The following is a 19,568-nucleotide window of genomic DNA, read 5'->3' on the forward strand; positions in this document are numbered from 1 at the left end:
CTTGGCAAGGTCGTGCTCTACCAACTGAGCTATTTTCGCGTTTTTTGCAAATTAACTTGGCAAGTTGTTGCCTACCCCACGATAGCTATCGTGGTGAGCTATTTTCGCGTTTCAAACTGTAGCAATCCCTGTATCTATCCGTTGTTAGCGTTGTTTTCTTTTGCGATTGCGGATGCAAATATAGACCTATTTTTTGTTTCTCCAAAATAAATTTTCGCGATTAATAGTAAAAAATATGGGATAGAAGCCTAACTAACTCCTATCCATTTTTTTATCTCGTTCAATTTATTTAATGCTTCTACTGGTGTGAGATTATTTACATCTAAATCCGCGATTTCATCACGAATTTGTTTTAGCACCGGGTCATCAAGTTGGAAAAAACTAAGCTGCATTCCTTCTCTGTGAGTTGAAATATCATTCATAGGCTTACTTAAGTCACCTTTACGATTTGATTTTTCTAAATCACTAAGTATTGAATTGGCTCTTTTAACAACGCTTTTTGGCATTCCGGCCATCCGTGCAACATGAATACCAAAGCTGTGATTGCTTCCTCCTGGAACCAGTTTACGAAGGAAAATGACTTTATTGTCTACCTCTTTAACAGATACATTGTAATTCTTACAACGTTTATGGGTTTTTGCCATTTCATTTAATTCATGATAATGGGTGGCAAACAAAGTTTTAGCTCCTGATTTTTTGTTTTCATGAATATATTCAACAATTGACCAGGCTATGGATATACCATCATAGGTGCTGGTTCCACGTCCTAATTCATCAAACAAAACAAGGCTTCGTTTGGTAAGGTTATTCAAAATACTGGCCGCTTCGTTCATTTCTACCATAAAGGTGGATTCACCAAGACTAATGTTATCTGAAGCACCCACTCGGGTAAATATTTTATCAACCACACCAATTGATGCGGCCTCAGCTGGTACATAACATCCTATCTGAGCCATCAGCGTAATTAAAGCAGTTTGACGAAGCAATGCTGATTTACCAGCCATATTGGGTCCGGTTATAATGATGATCTGTTGGGTATCATTGTTAAGGTAAACATCGTTAGGAACATATGATTCCCCAATTGGAAGCTGTTTTTCAATAACTGGATGGCGACCCGCTTTAATTGTCAGTTCCAGTGAATCATTAACAACCGGACGAACCAGTTTGGAATCCCCTGCCAGGTTATTGAATGAAACCAATACATCAATTTTGGATAATAACATTGCATTCAATTGAATGGCTGTTATAAATTCCGAAACAGCAATAATCAGATCATTGTAAAGTCTGGTTTCTATTGTAAGTATTTTTTCTTCAGCTCCAAGAATTTTGGATTCATATTCTTTTAATTCTTCAGTAATATACCTTTCAGCATTTACCAAAGTTTGTTTTCTGATCCATTCCTGCGGTACTTTGTCTTTGTGTGTATTTCGAACTTCAATATAATAACCGAATACATTGTTAAAGGCAATTTTTATGCTAGGTATATTGGTTTCTTCACTTAATCGTTGCTGAAGATTAGCCAGATAATCTTTACCGGAATAAGCTATCTTTCGTAAATCATCCAATTCGTCAGACACACCTTCCTGAATGACTCCACCTTTTGAAATTAAAACAGGTGGTTCAGACTGAATCTCACGGTGTATTCGCTCACGTATGGTTGCACATCCGTTTAATTGATCTCCAATATGCTTCAGATGTTCGTTACTGCTTGATAAACATCCTTCTTTAATGGGATCTATGGCAAATAATGCCATTTTAAGTTGGATTAATTCACGGGGAGTGATTCTGCCGGCGGCAACTTTTGCAACCAGTCTTTCCAAATCTCCAATTGAATGCAAAGCATCCATGATGGAGTCTTTGAGTTCAGGTTCTTTAAAGAAATATTCAACAACACTTAAGCGATCATCAATTGGTTTTACATCCTTTAACGGAAGTGCCACCCATCTTTTCAGCATGCGTGAGCCCATTGGGCTAATGGTGCGGTCAATAACATCGGTTAATGATCGTCCGCCTTCATTTAACGAACTGAAAAGTTCAAGATTACGGATAGTAAACTTATCTAACCAAACATACTTATCTTCATCAATTCGACCTAGAGTAGTTATGTGCTGAACTTTATGATGTTGAGTCAGATCGAGATAGTGCATAATAGCGCCGGCAGCCGTGATGCCGTAATTCAGGTTGTGAACGCCAAATCCTTTTAATGAATTAGTCTCGAAATGTTTTAATAATCTATCATGAGCCGAATCCGGTGCAAAAGCCCAATCATCAAAGGCATAGGTGTAATATTTGGGTCCGAATGCTTCTTCAAAAATGGCTCTTTTGCCTTTTTCGTATAAAACCTCTTTGGGTTTGAAGTTACCAAGTAGCTTTTCAACATATTCAAATGAGCCTTCAGATGTTAAAAATTCACCCGTTGAAATATCTAAAAAGGCCACGCCAGCTACTTTTTTATCAAAATGAACACTGGCAAGAAAATTATTCTCCTTGTGTTCCAGAATATTGTCGTTGATGGCTACACCTGGTGTCACCAACTCAGTTACCCCTCTTTTTACAATTGTTTTGGTTGCCTTCGGATCTTCCAACTGATCACATACAGCAACTCTTTGACCTGCACGAACCAGTTTAGGTAAATAAGTATCAAGGGCGTGATGAGGGAAACCGGCAAGCTCAACATACGAAGCTGAACCATTGGCTCTTCGGGTAAGTGTTATACCCAGAATCTCTGAAGCTTTAATTGCGTCTTCAGAAAAAGTTTCATAAAAATCACCAACTCTGAAAAGTAAAATGGCATCAGGGTACTTATCCTTAATGCTATAGTATTGTTTCATTAATGGTGTTTGAACGGTATCTTGTTTTGATTTAGCCAATGTTGAAAAATTTAATGTTTTTACTCAAATGCTGGTATGCTCTTTTTTGAATATTCAAGTCCGTAAAACCAACGAGTGTTGCAAAGATATAAATATCAGTTGCTCTTAGAAATCTTATTTATTAACAGATGGTTGTTTTAAATTTTCGATTTTGTTGGTATATTTAATCGTACCTAAATAAATCGCTATGAATCAAATATTGAAAAATTTCGGAATCTTGTTAATTCTTTTGGGAGTCGTCATTTTACTGGTATACATGATGAATACTCCAGTTGGTAATGGTTTATTAGTGCTTTCTGGTTTCTTAATGGTGGGAGGAATCGTAGCTCATGTTATTCTGAATCGGATTATTGAATAAAACTTTGAAAGGCTGTTTAAAAATATTCTAAACAGCCTTTGTTATACTTTTCCCATTCCATATAGGAACCACGTCGAATTTGCTTTTTGTAAAACACTCCTTTAAATCGTCATTGAATCCCTTATTCTTTAATACGTTATAATGGTATCCTTGTGATGCAAGTTTTTTTACATCAGCTTGAGTACTTAAGTAAAGAGTTAAGGCTGATATGGCAGAATCAGATAATTGAAGTTCTATAGATTCATTCTCAAATAAGCTAATAAGAAAGCCTGCACATAAATTGTCTTCCAGGGTATAAACGCCATTGTTTCCCGAGCAAATCAGTATAATATCTTCAGTGTTTCGTAAATGATTAACTATTGCCTGAGCATTTAAAAATGAGGCAATCAATAATTCATCGGCAGCTAAAGCATTTCTTATGGCTAATGTACCATTGGTAGTTGTGATGATGAGTGATTTACCTTCGATTACTTCACTTGTATACGAAAGTGGAGAGTTGCCATAGTCAAAACCCGGAATTAATTCAGCATGACGCTCGCCACCAAGTATTGCTTTATCTCCAATCTTTTCTTTGATTTTGAAGGCTTCTTCAGGAGTTAATACCGGGATGATTTGTTCTGCATTATTTTGTATGGCGGTAGTCATTACAGAAGTTGCTCTTAGTACATCGATTACAACAACTGTTTTTCCTTGAACTTTTTCAAAAGTGACTTCCTGTGCAGTGTTGATAACATCTATGTAAGTCTTATTCATAATTTCTTCGATAAAGCATTCTAAATCTTAGTAATAAAAATGTACCCGCAGAAGACAGTCCTACAAGGTATCCAATCCAAATTCCAACGGGACCAAAGTCGAAGATGAAAGTAACCAAATAACCCGTTGGCACAGATAACAGTAAATAGGCAATTCCAGCTCCGACAACCGGAGCCACAACATCTTCCAAACCCCTTAAAATGCCAAGCGAAACAACCTGAATGCCATCGAAAATCTGAAAAAAGGCAGCAATCATCATTAGACTTGAAGCCAGTATGATAACTTCCTGATCATTCACAAATAGTGATGGAAGAAGGTAGCGAAGCGTAAAAAATAATAGACCTGTAAAACTCATGAACATGATAACCAGATGCAACGAAGCAAAGGCGGTGTTCTTAATTTCGTTGAATAGTTTTTTACCTCTGAAAATACTTACTTTAATAGTGGTTGCTGAAGCTAATCCTGATGACATCATGTAGGTTAAACTGGCCAGACTTAATACAATCTGATGGGCAGCCAGACTTTCTGCATTTATCCATCCCATCATTATACTACCCAGACTAAAAGCGAATATTTCAATGACAAATTGTAATCCAATGGGTATGCCCAGTTTGATGATTTTTTTAAATGCGATTAGTGAAATTGGATTGTGGTCTGTTTTGATGTAATTTTTAAAGCGTTTTATTTTTGGTAATATAAGTGCAAACGATATTGCCATAGCAATACGAGAAACAAGTGTGCCAATGCCGGCTCCGAATAAACCAAGAGCAGGCATTCCAAAGTATCCGTAGATAAATATGAAATTGAGTAGGACATTTAAAATATTACCGCCAATGGTAATAATCATGGCTATTTTAGTGTTGCTCAATCCCTCTGTAAACTGCTTATAAGTATTAAAAAACTGCAGTGGAATGATGGATAATACCATGAGAAGATAATATGGCCCGGCTTCTTTCCAAACACTTTCTTCTTGACCAAGATAGGGTAGTGCAAAATAAAAACTTCCGGCAATGAGGGTTAAAATACCTCCAATAATTAGGTTCGCCCAAAGTCCTTGTTTTAACCAAAAAGCACATTCCTGATTGTTTCTTGCGCCAAAAGCTTTGCCAACCAAAGGTGTTAAGGCAAAAGAGATGCCAACTCCTAAATATAAAATATTTATGAAAATACTGTTGGCAAACGAAGCCGCAGCTAAAGGAGTGGTACCAACCTGCCCGACCATTAAAGTGTCAGCGAGGTTTACCAGCATTTGTCCTGCTTGAGCTAATATTATAGGAGTGGCCAACTTTGCATTGGGCCAATAATGTTGATTATAGCGGTTTTTTAACTTCATTTCGAGTTTGAAAGAAGCGCAAAAGTACAAAGAAATGAAGAATAAACTATTAGACTAGCTCTTTCTGTGGTGTTGAACCATTTCAAAGAATCGGCCATTTAGTTGTAGAAGTTCTTCGTAAGTCCCCGATTCAATTATTCTTCCTTTTTCAAAAACTATAATTTGCTCAGCAATATTAATAGTGCTCATTCGATGGGCTACCATAATAATGGTTTTGCCTTGATGTTTAAGTTCCGTAATGAGGTTTTTTATACTCTGTTCTGTTCTGTCATCCAAAAAGGATGTTGCTTCATCGAATACATAGATTTCAGGATTTAAATATAGCATACGAGCAATAGCTAAACGTTGCCGTTGACCACCAGAAAGCTGATTGGCATTTTCACCCAACCATGTATTGAGTCCTTCGGGAAGGGCTTCAATGATATCATCTAATTTGAGCAGATCAATAATTTCGTGAATACGCTTAATATTTGGCTTATAATCTCCTAATGCAATATTTTCAATGAGATTACCGGCAAATAATTCAATGTTTTGAGGTACAATACCTACCGTTTTTCGAAGGCGGGTAAGATTAACCTGCTTTATATCTTCATGTCCAAGGGTAATATGACCCGAAGAGACGGGGTATAGACCTTGTAAAAGGTATCCAATTGTAGATTTGCCAGAGCCACTGTCTCCAACCAAAGCTGTGATACTGCCCTTTTTTATGGTAAAGCTGAGGTTTTTAAATAAGTCCTGTTCGAGGGTATATTGAAAATGTACATCTTGAAATTTGATGTCTCCAATAGTCAGTTTTTCCTCTGAAGTATTTTCGTCTCTTCCTTCTGTTTCTCTTTCAAGATCAAGTATCTCAAAAAGACGATCTGTAGCAATTATGGCACCCTGAACTGTTTTGTTCATGCCAATTAAACGGGAAACAGGCCCGGTAAAAAAACTTGTGATGGCAAAAAATGACATCAATTGTCCGGGTGTTAACTGTTGATTGATAACACTCAATGCACCTGTCCAAAGTATTAAAATGGTAATGAGTCGGTTGATACCGATAAGATTATAAGAAGATAATATTTCAATTTTGCCCGATTTATAAACTTCTTCCAATACCTCCATCAATCGTGTTTCAGTTTTATTGATGAAGTAATCTTCGGCTCCCATTTGTTTAATTGTTTTTCCAGCCTTTAGCGATTCTACCAACTGAATTTCCAGTTTGGCAGCCTTCTTCATTTTGTCACGTTCTATTTTACGGTTAGCCTTATTGGTGAGGATGAATACAACAAAGTAAACAGGTATAACAAGTAATGCCAATAAAGATAGTTTCCAGTTTATAAAAGCCATTACTAAAAAGGCAATCAGTATAATTAAAACATCAACTGTTGCTTCCACAGCTACCTGGTTGATGAATGTCCTTATTTTAATAGCATCGTTTATTCTCGAAATCAGTTCACCAACTCTCATGCTGTCAAAAAAGCGTTGAGGTAGCTTCAGAAGATGTTTATAATATCCAGTAATTAATGTACTATCGATATTCTGACCAACCCGAAGCACAAACCAGGATTGAAGCATTCCTAATATTAGTTGAACGCCAATTATAATGAGCATTAAAATACCCATCAGATTGAGTAGGTTTTTGTTATGGCCAACCAATACAAAATCTGTGAGTTTTTGAATATAAATTGCTGTAGAAATACCTAATGTAGAAAAGGCCAAAGCTCCTATTCCCGATTGTGCGAAAATATGACTGTGAGGCCTGATGAGTTTCCAAAGTTTTTGTGCCGGTGATTCTTTATGCGTTCCACTTTTAAAATCTAATGAAGGCAGCAATAAAATACATATGCCCGTCCATGTTTCGAGAAATTCTGATAGGGGCATTTTTATTAATCGACCTTCGGCAGGATCCATTATTTTTATCTTTTTCTTGCCAACTTTGTAGATAACTACAAAATGATGTCCTCCTTCATGTAATTTAAGATGAGCAATGGCAGGTAAAGGTATTTCCTGTAAATCATCTTTCTCTATCTGGATACCCTTTGCTTCAAATCCTATGGTTTCAGCTGCTTTTAATAGACCGTAAGCACTGGTTCCACTAATGTTTGTACCTGCTAATTCGCGTATTTTCCAAAGACGGAGTTTCAGATTGTAGAAACTGGCAACCGATGCGAGGCAGGCAGCACCACAATCAGCATGATCAAATTGTTGAACCTTAATACTCATTGTTGTCTTTTGGATGAATGATTCTAGGATTTAGCCAGTCGTTCACATTGTCGAAAAGCAATTGAAAAAGTGATCTTTGGGTTACAATAAAACGGCCGGTAATGCTCATGCCTTTCTTTAGGTACCCTTTCAATCCATTACTTAAAACAAGATGATCGGAATGCATTTTACTTTTAACTACATAAACAAATTGGCCATTTTTCTCAGTTACATCATGAGCAATGCTCACAACTGTACCATCCATTAATCCCCATTGATTGTAATTATACGAATCTACCTGAATTCGAACTTTCATGCCATTCGAAATTAAACCAATGTCAGAAGACGAAATGTAACACTCCGCAAGTAAAATATCTTCAGGAGATAGCATGCAAATGATGTCGTTTTCATTAACAATACTTCCTTCAGCTATTCCGTTAAATGAAATGATATTACCATCAAAAGGGGCCGTGATAAAATATTGGTTTTTTTGTTGCAGAAGGTTTTCAATTTTAATTTGCAGGTCCTGGATGTTTAGTGCATAATTTTTCTTATCCAATTCCCATTTAGCCATAGTGTTAGTTTTGAAAACCAAAAGTTCATCTTCAGCACTTTTTAATTGAAATGAATCTTCTTGTAAGGTGGATATTGGAAGAACGTCTTCATAAAAAAGTTGCCTGGTTCGTTCATAATCCAACTGTTTTTTTCTAATGGATCGCTTTAGTTTGGTAATTCCATTAATAAAATCGGCTTGTTCTTGTTGATACAGTGGAGTATTTATATTACTTCCTTCAAACTTAACTAACTTCTCAAGATCGGAAAGATAGGTTTCAAATAATTGAATTTGATCTTTAGCTATTGTAATTTCACTGTTAATGCCCGTTTGCTCCAGTATTATTAACGTATCTCCTGAACTGACTGTTTTATTTTCAAAAATATTCAGGTTTGTAACCCTGGCTGTTACTCCAGTAGAGATAGGGCTTAATTTATTGACCGTATTAATGATTCCTCTACTTTGAGTACTAACGTCAACTTTAATTATTGGCAAAGAAATAATGGTTGCAATAAATAAAAGAAGTAATAACCAATAAATTATTATGCCTTTGTAATAAAAGCGAGAGAATAGTTTGTATTTATTGTTTTTCCAAATGGTAGTCTGAGGCATGATAATGTTTCAACGATGTTAAAATACTATTTATTATTGAAACATCCATAATCAGAAATTATGATGCAATGGTAAGAGAGGATTTAATCTTCGACCCACTTGGTTCCATTAATGAAATGCCCGGTCTTGGCATATTCAAAAGTCATTCTTGTTTTACAATATGTTATATCGGCACCTAAAGCACGCATCATGTCTAAATAAAAATAAAGCATGCGTACAGACATACTTAGTTTGCCAGCTAACTGGTTAGGGGTTCCGGTTTGCTGGTCGCGTATTTCCTGATCTATCCAATTGATAGTTCTGTTAATTTCTGCTAGTGCCATAACTTCAAGTTTTCCCGTTTCTAAATATAGGAAAGAGAAGAAGCGAAGCTTGTATCGGGAAACTTTTTGGGGGGCTCCGCTTTCTTCTTTTCACTAACTGCGTCTGCGTTCAGACTAAATTTATACTTGAATTGAGATAATCGAATAAGTTTCTTCGTCCAAAGCACTTATATCTTTAATGTTATACGCGCATTTTGCGTTCAGGATCATCAGTTTCTTGATCTTCACCTTCGCCACCTATAATCTTTTTTAAAAAAGCCTTATCTTTAGATGTGAACTTTATATATTGATTGCGTTTTTCCTGGGTTGTTTTAATTGTTTTCATCACCTATTTTTTTGTTAGTTTATAGGTTAATTGCAAAACATTGAAATCGTAACACCTTTTTTGAAAAAAAAAATGATTTTTTTGAAAAAAAATATTTTATATAGGTATATATTGTTGATTGCTAGTTTTGTAGCTCTTGTGAGTCTGTGCGCTCAAAATAGTAAAGATTCTATTGAAAGAGAAATTGTCTCAGCATATTACAGTAATAATTTTAGTATTGTAATAGAAAAAGGTGTTAATTATCTTACTAAAAAAGAAAACTATTTATCTGGCAGGGAAGATCTGGTAATATTATCACATGTTTTTAAAGCATTAATACAACTAGATGAAAATGAGCAAGCACTTAAGTTGGTTAGGGAGTTAAACCAATTACCGGCTAATGAGGAATTTAATAGATATTTATCCTTTTATTCAGCATGTGTTTTTCTTGGTAATAATCAGAAAGAAGTTGCTTTGTCTATTTTTGAAAATCTGCTTACTTTACCTTCAAAACATCAGTTGCCAGATAGTATTCAGGGAAAGATATATCACAATTTATCTATTTGTTATACCAACAAAAACAGAGTAAAGGAATTAGAGAATTTAAAGAAGTCATTTGAGCTTTCAAAGAAACTTCTAATTGAGAATAAAGATATTGAAGGTTATAACATTTCATCAGCAGCTTACCTAAAGATTATTGGTTTTGAATATAAAAGATATGAGGAAGCTGATTTTTTATTTGAAAATATTTTAAATGAAGAATTTAATAAATCGGTAAACAGGTATAATGAATATTTATATAGTACATATTTACTATATTGCAATGATATAGGCTTGTCAGTCGAATTTGATAAGACGGCAAAAAAGCTTGAAGAATTCTATCTTTCCAATATAAGTTCTTACAATACTGATTTAAGTTTGTTGTATAACAGGCTAGGTTTTTATTTATTAAAGAGAGGAAGATATACTGAAGCATTAAATTATTATCAAAAGGCTTTAAGTATTGCCAAACCGATTGTTAGTTACAGAAATTTCAGACCGGAGTCGTGCAAACAAATTGCCAGGATATATAAAGATCTGGATAATAAAAATCTGAGTATTCAATATGCAAAACAATCTATTGCTGAGGCTAAGATTAAGAAGGCAAAAACAGTCTATAATAATTATGCCAGTGTAGCATTTTTATTCGCAACTCTTGATGAAATTAAATTAGCAAAAGAATATCTCGATACAGCTATTGTTCTGGCGAAAGAGAAAGATCAATATTTAAAAAGTAACTCATTTAATAATCAAGCTGCATGGACATATTTGACACTGAAAGATTATGATAAGAGCATAGAGTTTTTTGAGCAACTTGATATAATATTAAAAAATAATGATAATTATGCGCCGTATGAATATTGGGATAATACCAATGATATGGCTCTGGCTTATTTAGGGAAAAAAGATTATTTAAGAGTTGTGCAATTGTTGAAAGATATTTATCAGCAGATTAGTGTTAAGTATATAAATGAGATTCAGCAAAAAAATTCATCACGGGTATCGCGATTATTTAAGAGAGTAAATCTTAATTTGGGTAAAGCATATTATGGTATTTATGAACAAACCAAACAAAGCGATTATTTACAAAAAGCACTCGAGCATTTAGAACAGGCAGATCAATCTATTGAAACTTTAAAATCACAACTTAGTTTTGATACTGATAGAGTAGCAACGGGTGATTTATATGCCGAGTATATTGAATTAGCGGTTAAGATTAACCTGGATTTATACAATACAACAAATCAAAATATATATTTAAAAAAGGCTTTTGAATTTGTTCAGAAAGGTAAATCTTATTCATTATTGCTTGGCTTAAATGATAAACAAATTAAGGTTAAGGCAGGTATTCCCGATTCTTTGATTCAAAAGGAGAATTACCTAAAAGGTAGATTGTCGTTTTACCAGAATGAGTTGGATCATCTTAAGTTGAGTGCAGATCCTAATGCTGATGATTTGCAGTATTTAATGACTAATCGTGATCGGTTCTTAAAAAATTTAGATAGTTTAAGTCTGATCATTTCAACTAATTATCCGAGATATTATCAATTAAAATACGAGCCCCAATTAACAAATGTAGAAGAGGTTCAAGAAAAGTTAGGTCACAATCAGGTATTAATTGATTATTTTTTATCTGATAATCGCTTGATACAGTTTGTTATTTCAAAAGAAGATTTTAAATATAATGAAGTTGAAATTGGTGAATTATTTTATGACGATTTGGATTCTGTAATCAAAGAAATAACAACACCTTTTATTGCAGATGGAAATTCTGTTGATCGTATTCGAAATTTTGCCAGATCCTCCTATCATTTATATTCTAAACTTATAGGAACCATTAAAGAAAATATTGAGGGAAAAGATTTAATTATAATCCCGCATGCCGAACTTGCCTATCTTTCATTTGAGTCACTACTAACAGATGAGGTTTCACAACAAAAACCGGATATGAGAAACTATCCATGGTTGGTGAATAGTTTTAATATAAGCTATGAGTATAATGCTGCTATATTAAGTTCTTTCAGTGAGCAGAAAAGATCTTTTAATAAAGTTTATTCATTTGCCCCTGAATATTATGGCGACGAGTCAATGAAAGATTCAATTCTGATCAACATTCGTCAGGCTATAAATGACTATTTAATGCCTTTAGCCTCTGCTAAAAAGGAAATTGAAACAATTAGCCAGATATTTGATTCAGAGGTGTATGAAGGTGAAGATGCCAGTAAAACCAACTTTCTTAATAATGCCTATTCCGACAATATAATGCATTTGGCCATGCATTCTTTAAATGATGAGTTGTTACCGTTAAATTCTCAATTGGTATTTTCAGCCATTAATGATTCTAATGAGGTATTGAAAGCCTATGAACTGTATAACTATGATTTGAATTCTCCAATGGTTGTTTTAAGTTCGTGCAGCACCGGCAGGGGACGACGAAAAACGGGTGAAGGATTGATTAGTCTGGCACGAGCATTTAAGTTTACCGGTGTTGAAACACAAGTGTTTACTTTATGGGCAGTTCATGATGAATCGGGAGCGAAACTGACGGAACTCTTCTATAGTCAGTTAAAAGATGCAATGTTTAAAGATGAAGCTTTACGAAAGGCAAAAATAGAATTTATTAAATCCTCAGATGCTATTAAAGCGCATCCTTATTATTGGGCTAACTATGTTATAACAGGTAATGTTAGCCCTGTCGAACAAAAAAATAGTTCGTATCTCTATTACTTATTATTAATCATTCCTCTTTCTTTAATTGTTATTTTTATACGGTCAAAGCGAAACAAGTAATATGATTGACTCAATTTTACGATTTAAAATGGGTGTATTTTATTTGTATTCAATTGCTTGATTAAATAATCGATATTTATGAGATTCAAATATTTAATAAGAATTATTGTTTTCAATATATGTTTGTTTTATACTCTTGACGGGGCATCTCAGGTAAATTTATTTGGAAAAGATACCCTTGAAACGGAAGTTCTGTCTTTTACAACAGCTAATATTGGAACTGAATCAGAGAGGACTCAAGCTTTAATACGAACCATTGCCAATAAGCTGGAGAATTACAAACAAAAGGAATTGATTGATTCATTAACTCAATTTCGTTTGGATAGGGTTACTGATTATCGAAAAAGTTTGTCTATTGAAGCCTTAAATCAGTTGGATTTCAGGCAATCAGACGGACTTAGAAATAAATTATCGAATTTAAAATCGGAACTGGAAGAAACCAGAAAGCTGCTGGCAACAATATCTACTGAATTAAACCTTAATAGAGATGAAATACAAGGTTTGATGAGTAAATGGGAAAAAACGCTGGAAAATCAACAAAACCAGAATACGCCTCAAAGAATCATTGAAAGAATTCGAAGCAATATTTCTGATTTAAATCAATTGCTACTCCAAATAAATAAGCAGAATAATATTTCATTAACCCGGCAAGATGAGATCACGGGTGCCATTCTTTTTTTAGATGAGATTTTAACGAATTTGGACAATGCACTGGAGAGATTCAGAACACAGATTTATGTATTGGATAGCCCTCCGTTGTGGTCAGCCCTTTCAGGCGAGGAAGATACAGCACCCTTTGTAAAGAAGATTTTAAATTCCCTGGAACAGAGAAGGTTTTCAATAATAAGCCATAGGGATGCATTGATTCATACAACATTAATTTTTGTATTCTTATTCGTCGCATTACTATCTCTTTTTATTTTTCTAAGAAAAAGGTTGGTTCACAAAGATGAATTAATGAAGTGTGATACCATAAAAGTACCATTGTTATTTTTATCTAATCCATTTTCTTCCTCACTTCTTTTTACCAGCTTTTTTATTCTAATCTTTTTCCCAGGACTTACACCTGAATCAAGAGATATCTTGAAATTATTGTTGATCATCCCGCTTTTGAGATTGTTACCTTTTGTGTGGCCTCAATTGCCCACAAGATATTTTTATTTGTCGGCGGGTGTTTTTCTGTTAATGATATTAACCGACTTATTAAGTAGTTTTGGATTATTGGGGAGGTTGTTAGTATTAATCAATAGTATTTTGTCAACAGTTATTTTTCTTTCAATTTGGAAATATTTAAGGAAGAACAAAGAAATTAAACTGAAGGTTTTTAGTTCACAGGTATTGCTTATTGGATTAATCTCTGTTGCACTTTCTGTTATTATTAATGTTATAGGTAATAATTTTTTATCTCTAGTACTTTTTAACGGAGCTATTGCCCTTGTATTTGGAGGACTTATTATCTTCTCAACAGTTGAAGTTTTTAAAAGTCTTTTTGACTTAATTGTTCGTCATAAATTATTAGTTGATCTACACATTTTTCGTAATTATCCGGATGATATTCTTAAGTGGGTTTTTAAAATTTTAAAATATTCTGCATTAGTATTCTGGATTGTTTTTACAGCAAAAAGTTATCTGGTTTATTTGCCCATTTATAATTGGATCGAATCTATTCTAACCAATAAGTTGGAGTTGGGATCAGTAAGTGTGTCGTTAGGTAATATTGTTGCCTTCGCAATTACTTTATCGGCAACTATTTATATTTCAAGATTTATAAGGTTTATTCTTGAGGATGAGGTTTATACTCATTTTGAAATGCCCAGGGGTATAGGTGGTGCAATTACCATGATGGTAAGATTAATATTACTGGGATTTGGTTTTATTCTTGCTTTTGGAGCAGCCGATATTGATATCAGTAATATTACAATCATTTTTGGGGCATTGGGTGTTGGTATTGGTTTCGGATTGCAAAATATCTTTAATAATCTGGTGTCAGGATTGATACTGGCTTTTGAACGCCCAATACAGGTGGGGGATGTGTTGCAGATTAGCAGTCTTAACTTAATGGGTGAAGTGAAAGAGATTGGAATCAGGGCCAGTGTTATCAGAACTTTTGACGGAGCGGAGGTCATCGTTCCGAATGGAAATCTTATTTCCAATGAGATGGTTAACTGGACACTGTCGGATAGAAGAAGACGTCAGGAAATAATGGTTGGTGTAAGTTATGGCACGGATTTAAAAACTGTTTTAGCAATATTGGAAAGGGTGGTTGCGGATCAGGATGGAGTGCTGAAAGATCCTGCTCCCGTAATTATTTTTAGAGGTTTTGGGGATAGTTCACTTGATTTCAGAGTTATGTTCTGGACGCATTTTGATGAAGGATTGAAGACCATAAGTGCAGTTGGTATTGCCATTGATAACGCATTTAAAGAGGCTAATATAACCATTCCTTTCCCACAACGCGATTTGCATATTTATCCGGTTAAAAGTGAATCAGAAGAAAACGATAATAGTAATTAATACATAGGTGGTTTAATATCATTAATTCAATAAGTTACCCATGGAATATGATTTTGAGTTAGAATTTAAGGTTCGTGATTATGAGTGTGATTTACAGGGGATAGTTAATAATTCAGTCTACCAGAATTATCTTGAACACACACGACATGAATTTCTGGATTCAATTGGATTAAATTTTAAGGAACTGTATGATAAAGGTGTTGTGGCAGTGGTAGCACGTGCTGATTTATCCTACAAGTCTCCACTGTGCAGCAACGATAAATTTGTGGTTAAGACAAGGGTGGAACACAAGGGAGTGAAATATATTTTTTATCAGGATATTTTTCGTCTGTCGGATAATAAACTTTGCTTAAAAGGCATCATCACAACAACCAGTTTAATTAACGGAAGGTTGGCTATAAGCGAAGATATTGTGCAGGCGTTTGATAATGTAATAGAAAAAAGGAAATAAGTTTTGAGGCAGAAGGCAGAAGCTTACTACTGACTACTGCCTAAAAACTCATGAACTAATAGACTACCAATCAATCTCGTTCAGTCCTTTTTGAGCCAGGTATTGATTAGCCTTGCTAAAGTGTTTATTTCCCATAAAACCACGATGAGCAGATAAGGGCGATGGATGCGGAGAGGTTAAAATAAGATGTTTGTTTTTATCAATCAATGCTGATTTTTTGATAGCATAAGATCCCCATAATAGAAAAACAATGTTTTCTGTGTTCTGAGCCAGGGTTTTTATTACGCTATCTGTAAATTCTTCCCATCCTTTCTTCTGGTGTGAACCTGCATTATGAGCTCTAACTGTTAAGGTGGCATTGAGAAGCAAAACACCTTGTTTAGCCCATCTCTCCAGATTGCCACTTTGCGGTATTGCCTTTCCCAAATCAGCATGAATCTCTTTGTAGATATTTACCAACGATGGAGGTATTTTAACTCCATCATTTACTGAAAAGCATAGACCGTGTGCTTGTCCAGGACCATGATAAGGATCTTGTCCCAAAATCACTACCCGGGTTGAATTAACTGGACAAAGATCGAAGGCTTTGAAAATTTTTGAAGCAGGAGGAAAAATAGTTTGTGATTTATATTCACTTCTCACAAATTCAGTTAATTGTTTGAAATACTTTTTCTCAAATTCATCTTTTAAAAGTTCTTTCCAGCTCGATTCTATTTTTACATCCATGCTTTATTGTTTTTGGGAGCATGAAAATAGTAATGATAGTTGAGGAAATAAAATGTGAATAGTTATTAGTTTTTAGTCAGTAGTTAGACGTTCTAGATTATTAGATTTTCAGAAACTAGATGATAGATTGATGTACATGATTATAAATCAATAACTAATCTTTTATTATCCTTTTTCGGCCTCATTAGTGATGATTATTTAATTGTAGTAGGTCTTTAGTAAGACCGGGAAGCTCCGAGCCAAGCTCGGGGATCACCCGGCCGCACTTAGAAATACAAAAGTAAATGATCTGAACTAATGTAGCCGTGGTCTTTTTTGTTTACTTTTTTTGACTGTTGAAAAAAAGTAAAAGCCTGCCGGCTTGAGGCAAAAAGTAATTTTATCTATTAAGTTAATATTGAGGCTAGAAGTAAAGTAAATGTAATTGACATTTATTACAAGGTGTATTCCTGCCCCATTTAACCCATTTATAAATGGGGAGATACATTAATCAATCATTTAATGAGGATCGATCTCTCAATAAAAAGTTAGCGATTGTTAATTAATTATAATTGATTGTTGTTGCCGAAACTTTTTTGTGAAACCTGACGTTTTACTCCTTGAATAATCACTTACAAACCTTTAGATCAATGCTTACAATACTAATTATTACTGCGATTTTTGTGAAGTTGGGATGGATTGAAGCCCCTGTTTTTAGGAAGTATTATTTTACAAACCGTTATTTTTTACTTTATCCGATTTTTGTTAAGAAATAATTTTTAAATAGGTATAGAGAATGAGCAGGCTATAATTGTTTGCTCATTTTTTTTGTATAAACATTATCTCGTCACTTCAAATTAAGTATGCCATTTCATTAAGAACATTTAACGATTTTTACACTGCGCCCAATAAACCAAGTAATGACCGACATTGTTTACTTTTGGTAGCAATTCAATTGCTAATTATATGGCTGTACATTTTTACATTGAATACTAATTAAGTATTTTTGCGCAGCTTTTTATAATAGACAGAAAGAAAAGAATATAGAAAAATAAAATATCATAACATGAGTAAAAAGACTATTCTTGTCATTTTAGACGGATGGGGATTTGGAGATAAATCCAAATCAGATGTAATTTCACAAGTAGAAACTCCTTACTGGGATTCATTATTAGCTAAATATCCTTATTCAGAATTACAGGCTTCTGGCGAAAATGTAGGTTTACCTGATGGTCAGATGGGTAACTCTGAAGTAGGTCACTTAAATATTGGTGCGGGTCGTGTGGTTTACCAGGATTTGGTAAAAATCAACCGTGCTTGTGCTGATGGTTCAATTGCTGAAAATAAAGCATTGTCTGAAGCCTATGCTTACGCTAAAGAAAGCGGTAAAAAAGTACACTTGCTTGGTTTGATGAGTAAAGGTGGTGTACACAGTAGCCAGGATCATATCCACACTTTGTTAGATGTAGCAAAATCATATGACTTAAATGATGTTTTCGTTCATGCTTTCATGGATGGTCGTGATACTGACCCACGCAGTGGTAAAGGTTTTATGACTGAATTGGTAGATCATATGGCAAAATCAACAGGAGCTGTGGCAACAGTTACAGGTCGTTACTATGCTATGGACCGTGATAATCGTTGGGAGCGTGTGAAAGAAGCTTACGACGTAATGGTATCAGGTATCGGATCTGAAACAACTAATGTACTGGATGCTATCCAGGCATCATACGATGCTGAAGTAACTGATGAGTTCATCAAACCTATTGTTAACACAACTGTTGATGGTAAGATTGAAGAAGGTGATGTAGTTGTTTTCTTTAACTTCCGTAACGACCGTGCGAAAGAGTTAACCATTGCATTGACTCAAAAAGATATGCCTGAGCATGGAATGAAAACAATTCCATTGCACTATTGCACAATGGTACCTTACGATGCAACATTCCAAGGACTACATATTCTTTTCGATAAAGAAAACGTAAAAGAAACCATTGGTGAAGTAGTTTCAAAAGCTGGTTTAAAGCAATTACGCATTGCCGAAACTGAAAAATATGCTCACGTAACATTCTTCTTCTCTGGTGGTCGCGAGGCTGTTTTCGAAGGTGAAGATCGTATTTTGGTTAATTCACCTAAAGTGGCTACTTATGATTTGCAACCAGAAATGAGTGCTTACGAAGTAAAAGATAAAGTGGTAGCTGAGTTGAATAACAAAAAATATGACTTTATCTGTTTGAACTTTGCTAATGGCGATATGGTTGGACATACAGGAGTTTACGAAGCCATTGAAAAAGCAGTTGGTGCAGTAGATTCATGTGTTGAAAGCGTAATTGAAGCGGCTAAAGCCAACGATTACGAAGCAATTATTATTGCCGACCACGGTAACGCTGATAATGCTGTTAACGCTGATGGTTCGCCAAACACAGCTCACTCATTGAATCCGGTACCATTTGTTTGGGTAACTGAGCAAAAAGGTGAAGTTTCAAACGGTGTATTGGCTGATGTGGCTCCATCTATTCTTCAGTTGATGGGTGTTGAACAACCGGCAGCAATGACTGGAAAATCATTGATTAAACTAAGCTAATTATTAGCTTTTAGATATTCAAAACGGCAGTCCATCGGGCTGCCGTTTTTGTTATTTGTAAGATGATTTTATTATATCATTCCTTGCTTTTTAAGAGTATCTTCAACATCTTCTAATTCATTGTAGAACGCTTCTCCATATTTGCGGATAATAGGTTCCTTAAGAAATTTATAAATGGGCACACCAATCTGGCCTCCCAGTTCGCGGGCAGGAGCACAAATAGGCCAGGTATGATAATTCAAGGCTTCAAAATCGGGGTATTTGGCAACACGAATAGGATAGAGGTGACATGAGATCGGTTTCTTAAAGTCAATTTTACCTTCCTGGTAAGCTTTGTCGATGGCACATTTGCAAATACCTTCTTCATCGAAGTAAGTGTAAACGCATTCGCGTCCGTTGATGATAGGGGTTACCTTATCACCATCACCGTCAATAATCCATTTGCCATGTTTTTCAATTTCATCAATAGCAACCTCGCTTAGGTATGGTTTAACAATCGGATAGATCTCTTCCAAAATAGCAGTCTCTTCCTCTTCCAAAGGAGCACCTGATTCTCCTTCAACACAACACTCACCTTTGCAAACGGATAAATTACAAACAAATCGTTTCGTAAAAATATCTGTGCTTACTATCTTATCATCAATCTGAACCATCTTCTGTTAATTATTTTGAAGCTGCAAAGATAGTAGAATAA

General features: G+C 34.8%; 15 protein-coding genes. 6 read left to right on the forward strand and 9 right to left on the reverse strand.

The annotated features are described in order from the left end of the window. On the forward strand, window positions 1–210 hold a 210-nt coding region (locus ACRD62_RS18895), incomplete at its 5' end, for a hypothetical protein (RefSeq protein WP_430821673.1). 38 nt (window positions 211–248) lie between these two features. On the opposite strand, the gene mutS is transcribed toward ACRD62_RS18895, so the two are convergent. After that, the gene (gene mutS, locus ACRD62_RS18900) at window positions 249–2,831 is read right to left on the reverse strand and encodes a DNA mismatch repair protein MutS (protein ID WP_430821674.1); all 2,583 of its coding nucleotides are present in this window, start codon (window positions 2,829–2,831) and stop codon (window positions 249–251) included. 226 nt (window positions 2,832–3,057) lie between these two features. Here mutS and ACRD62_RS18905 point away from each other — a divergent pair, with 226 nt between their 5' ends. Then, window positions 3,058–3,228, forward strand: a complete 171-nt coding sequence (locus ACRD62_RS18905; RefSeq protein ID WP_430821675.1) for a hypothetical protein — start codon at window positions 3,058–3,060, stop codon at window positions 3,226–3,228. A 27-nt stretch (window positions 3,229–3,255) separates the two neighbouring features. On the opposite strand, the gene ACRD62_RS18910 is transcribed toward ACRD62_RS18905, so the two are convergent. From ACRD62_RS18910 to ACRD62_RS18935, 6 genes are all read right to left on the reverse strand, one after another. After that, window positions 3,256–3,981: a 2-phosphosulfolactate phosphatase gene (locus ACRD62_RS18910; protein ID WP_430821677.1), complete on the reverse strand. Its 726-nt coding sequence runs from the start codon at window positions 3,979–3,981 to the stop codon at window positions 3,256–3,258. After that, window positions 3,974–5,314 carry an MATE family efflux transporter gene (locus ACRD62_RS18915; RefSeq protein ID WP_430821679.1) on the reverse strand — a complete coding sequence of 447 codons (1,341 nt, stop codon included), beginning with the start codon at window positions 5,312–5,314 and terminating at the stop codon, window positions 3,974–3,976. The genes ACRD62_RS18910 and ACRD62_RS18915 overlap by 8 nt, the downstream gene beginning before the upstream one ends. A gap of 54 nt (window positions 5,315–5,368) precedes the next feature. After that, window positions 5,369–7,522, reverse strand: coding sequence for a peptidase domain-containing ABC transporter (locus tag ACRD62_RS18920; RefSeq protein WP_430821680.1), 2,154 nt, complete (start codon window positions 7,520–7,522; stop codon window positions 5,369–5,371). After that, window positions 7,512–8,666, reverse strand: coding sequence for an HlyD family secretion protein (locus ACRD62_RS18925; RefSeq protein ID WP_430821681.1), 1,155 nt, complete (start codon window positions 8,664–8,666; stop codon window positions 7,512–7,514). Before ACRD62_RS18925 ends, ACRD62_RS18920 begins: the two co-directional genes overlap by 11 nt. A gap of 83 nt (window positions 8,667–8,749) precedes the next feature. Next, on the reverse strand, window positions 8,750–8,989 hold the full coding sequence (locus tag ACRD62_RS18930; protein WP_430821682.1) for a hypothetical protein: 240 nt from the start codon (window positions 8,987–8,989) through the stop codon (window positions 8,750–8,752). A gap of 181 nt (window positions 8,990–9,170) precedes the next feature. After that, on the reverse strand, window positions 9,171–9,314 hold the full coding sequence (locus ACRD62_RS18935) for a hypothetical protein (RefSeq protein WP_430821683.1): 144 nt from the start codon (window positions 9,312–9,314) through the stop codon (window positions 9,171–9,173). Window positions 9,315–9,395: 81 nt separating this feature from the next. Here ACRD62_RS18935 and ACRD62_RS18940 point away from each other — a divergent pair, with 81 nt between their 5' ends. The 3 genes from ACRD62_RS18940 to ACRD62_RS18950 all read left to right on the forward strand — a co-directional run bounded on the left by ACRD62_RS18940 (window position 9,396) and on the right by ACRD62_RS18950 (window position 15,588). After that, complete coding sequence (locus ACRD62_RS18940; protein ID WP_430821684.1) at window positions 9,396–12,623, forward strand: CHAT domain-containing protein; 3,228 nt, start codon at window positions 9,396–9,398, stop codon at window positions 12,621–12,623. Window positions 12,624–12,701: 78 nt separating this feature from the next. Next, complete coding sequence (locus tag ACRD62_RS18945) at window positions 12,702–15,137, forward strand: mechanosensitive ion channel domain-containing protein (RefSeq protein WP_430821685.1); 2,436 nt, start codon at window positions 12,702–12,704, stop codon at window positions 15,135–15,137. A 40-nt stretch (window positions 15,138–15,177) separates the two neighbouring features. Further along, window positions 15,178–15,588 carry an acyl-CoA thioesterase gene (locus ACRD62_RS18950; protein WP_430821687.1) on the forward strand — a complete coding sequence of 137 codons (411 nt, stop codon included), beginning with the start codon at window positions 15,178–15,180 and terminating at the stop codon, window positions 15,586–15,588. Between the two features lie 63 nt (window positions 15,589–15,651). Here ACRD62_RS18950 and ung read toward each other — a convergent pair whose 3' ends face one another. Beyond that, complete coding sequence (gene ung, locus ACRD62_RS18955) at window positions 15,652–16,314, reverse strand: uracil-DNA glycosylase (RefSeq protein ID WP_430821688.1); 663 nt, start codon at window positions 16,312–16,314, stop codon at window positions 15,652–15,654. Window positions 16,315–17,359: 1,045 nt separating this feature from the next. Here ung and gpmI point away from each other — a divergent pair. After that, a complete protein-coding gene (gene gpmI, locus ACRD62_RS18960; RefSeq protein WP_430821689.1) occupies window positions 17,360–18,874 on the forward strand; it encodes a 2,3-bisphosphoglycerate-independent phosphoglycerate mutase in 1,515 nt (504 codons plus the stop codon). 71 nt (window positions 18,875–18,945) lie between these two features. On the opposite strand, the gene ACRD62_RS18965 is transcribed toward gpmI, so the two are convergent. After that, complete coding sequence (locus ACRD62_RS18965) at window positions 18,946–19,527, reverse strand: DUF3109 family protein (RefSeq protein ID WP_430821690.1); 582 nt, start codon at window positions 19,525–19,527, stop codon at window positions 18,946–18,948. Window positions 19,528–19,568 lie beyond the last annotated feature (41 nt).

Source organism: Carboxylicivirga caseinilyticus, assembly GCF_050589785.1.
In the GTDB taxonomy this organism is placed as follows: domain Bacteria; phylum Bacteroidota; class Bacteroidia; order Bacteroidales; family Marinilabiliaceae; genus Carboxylicivirga; species Carboxylicivirga caseinilyticus.

Coding starts and splice junctions, on each gene's coding strand:
- ACRD62_RS18905 (WP_430821675.1), top strand. CDS start 3,058: ATGAATCAAATATTGAAAAATTTCGGAATCTTGTTAATTCTTTTGGGA.
- mutS (WP_430821674.1), bottom strand. CDS start 2,831: ATGAAACAATACTATAGCATTAAGGATAAGTACCCTGATGCCATTTTA.
- ACRD62_RS18925 (WP_430821681.1), bottom strand. CDS start 8,666: ATGCCTCAGACTACCATTTGGAAAAACAATAAATACAAACTATTCTCT.
- ACRD62_RS18965 (WP_430821690.1), bottom strand. CDS start 19,527: ATGGTTCAGATTGATGATAAGATAGTAAGCACAGATATTTTTACGAAA.
- ACRD62_RS18930 (WP_430821682.1), bottom strand. CDS start 8,989: ATGGCACTAGCAGAAATTAACAGAACTATCAATTGGATAGATCAGGAA.
- ACRD62_RS18945 (WP_430821685.1), top strand. CDS start 12,702: ATGAGATTCAAATATTTAATAAGAATTATTGTTTTCAATATATGTTTG.
- gpmI (WP_430821689.1), top strand. CDS start 17,360: ATGAGTAAAAAGACTATTCTTGTCATTTTAGACGGATGGGGATTTGGA.
- ACRD62_RS18920 (WP_430821680.1), bottom strand. CDS start 7,522: ATGAGTATTAAGGTTCAACAATTTGATCATGCTGATTGTGGTGCTGCC.
- ACRD62_RS18935 (WP_430821683.1), bottom strand. CDS start 9,314: ATGAAAACAATTAAAACAACCCAGGAAAAACGCAATCAATATATAAAG.
- ACRD62_RS18950 (WP_430821687.1), top strand. CDS start 15,178: ATGGAATATGATTTTGAGTTAGAATTTAAGGTTCGTGATTATGAGTGT.
- ACRD62_RS18910 (WP_430821677.1), bottom strand. CDS start 3,981: ATGAATAAGACTTACATAGATGTTATCAACACTGCACAGGAAGTCACT.
- ACRD62_RS18915 (WP_430821679.1), bottom strand. CDS start 5,314: ATGAAGTTAAAAAACCGCTATAATCAACATTATTGGCCCAATGCAAAG.
- ung (WP_430821688.1), bottom strand. CDS start 16,314: ATGGATGTAAAAATAGAATCGAGCTGGAAAGAACTTTTAAAAGATGAA.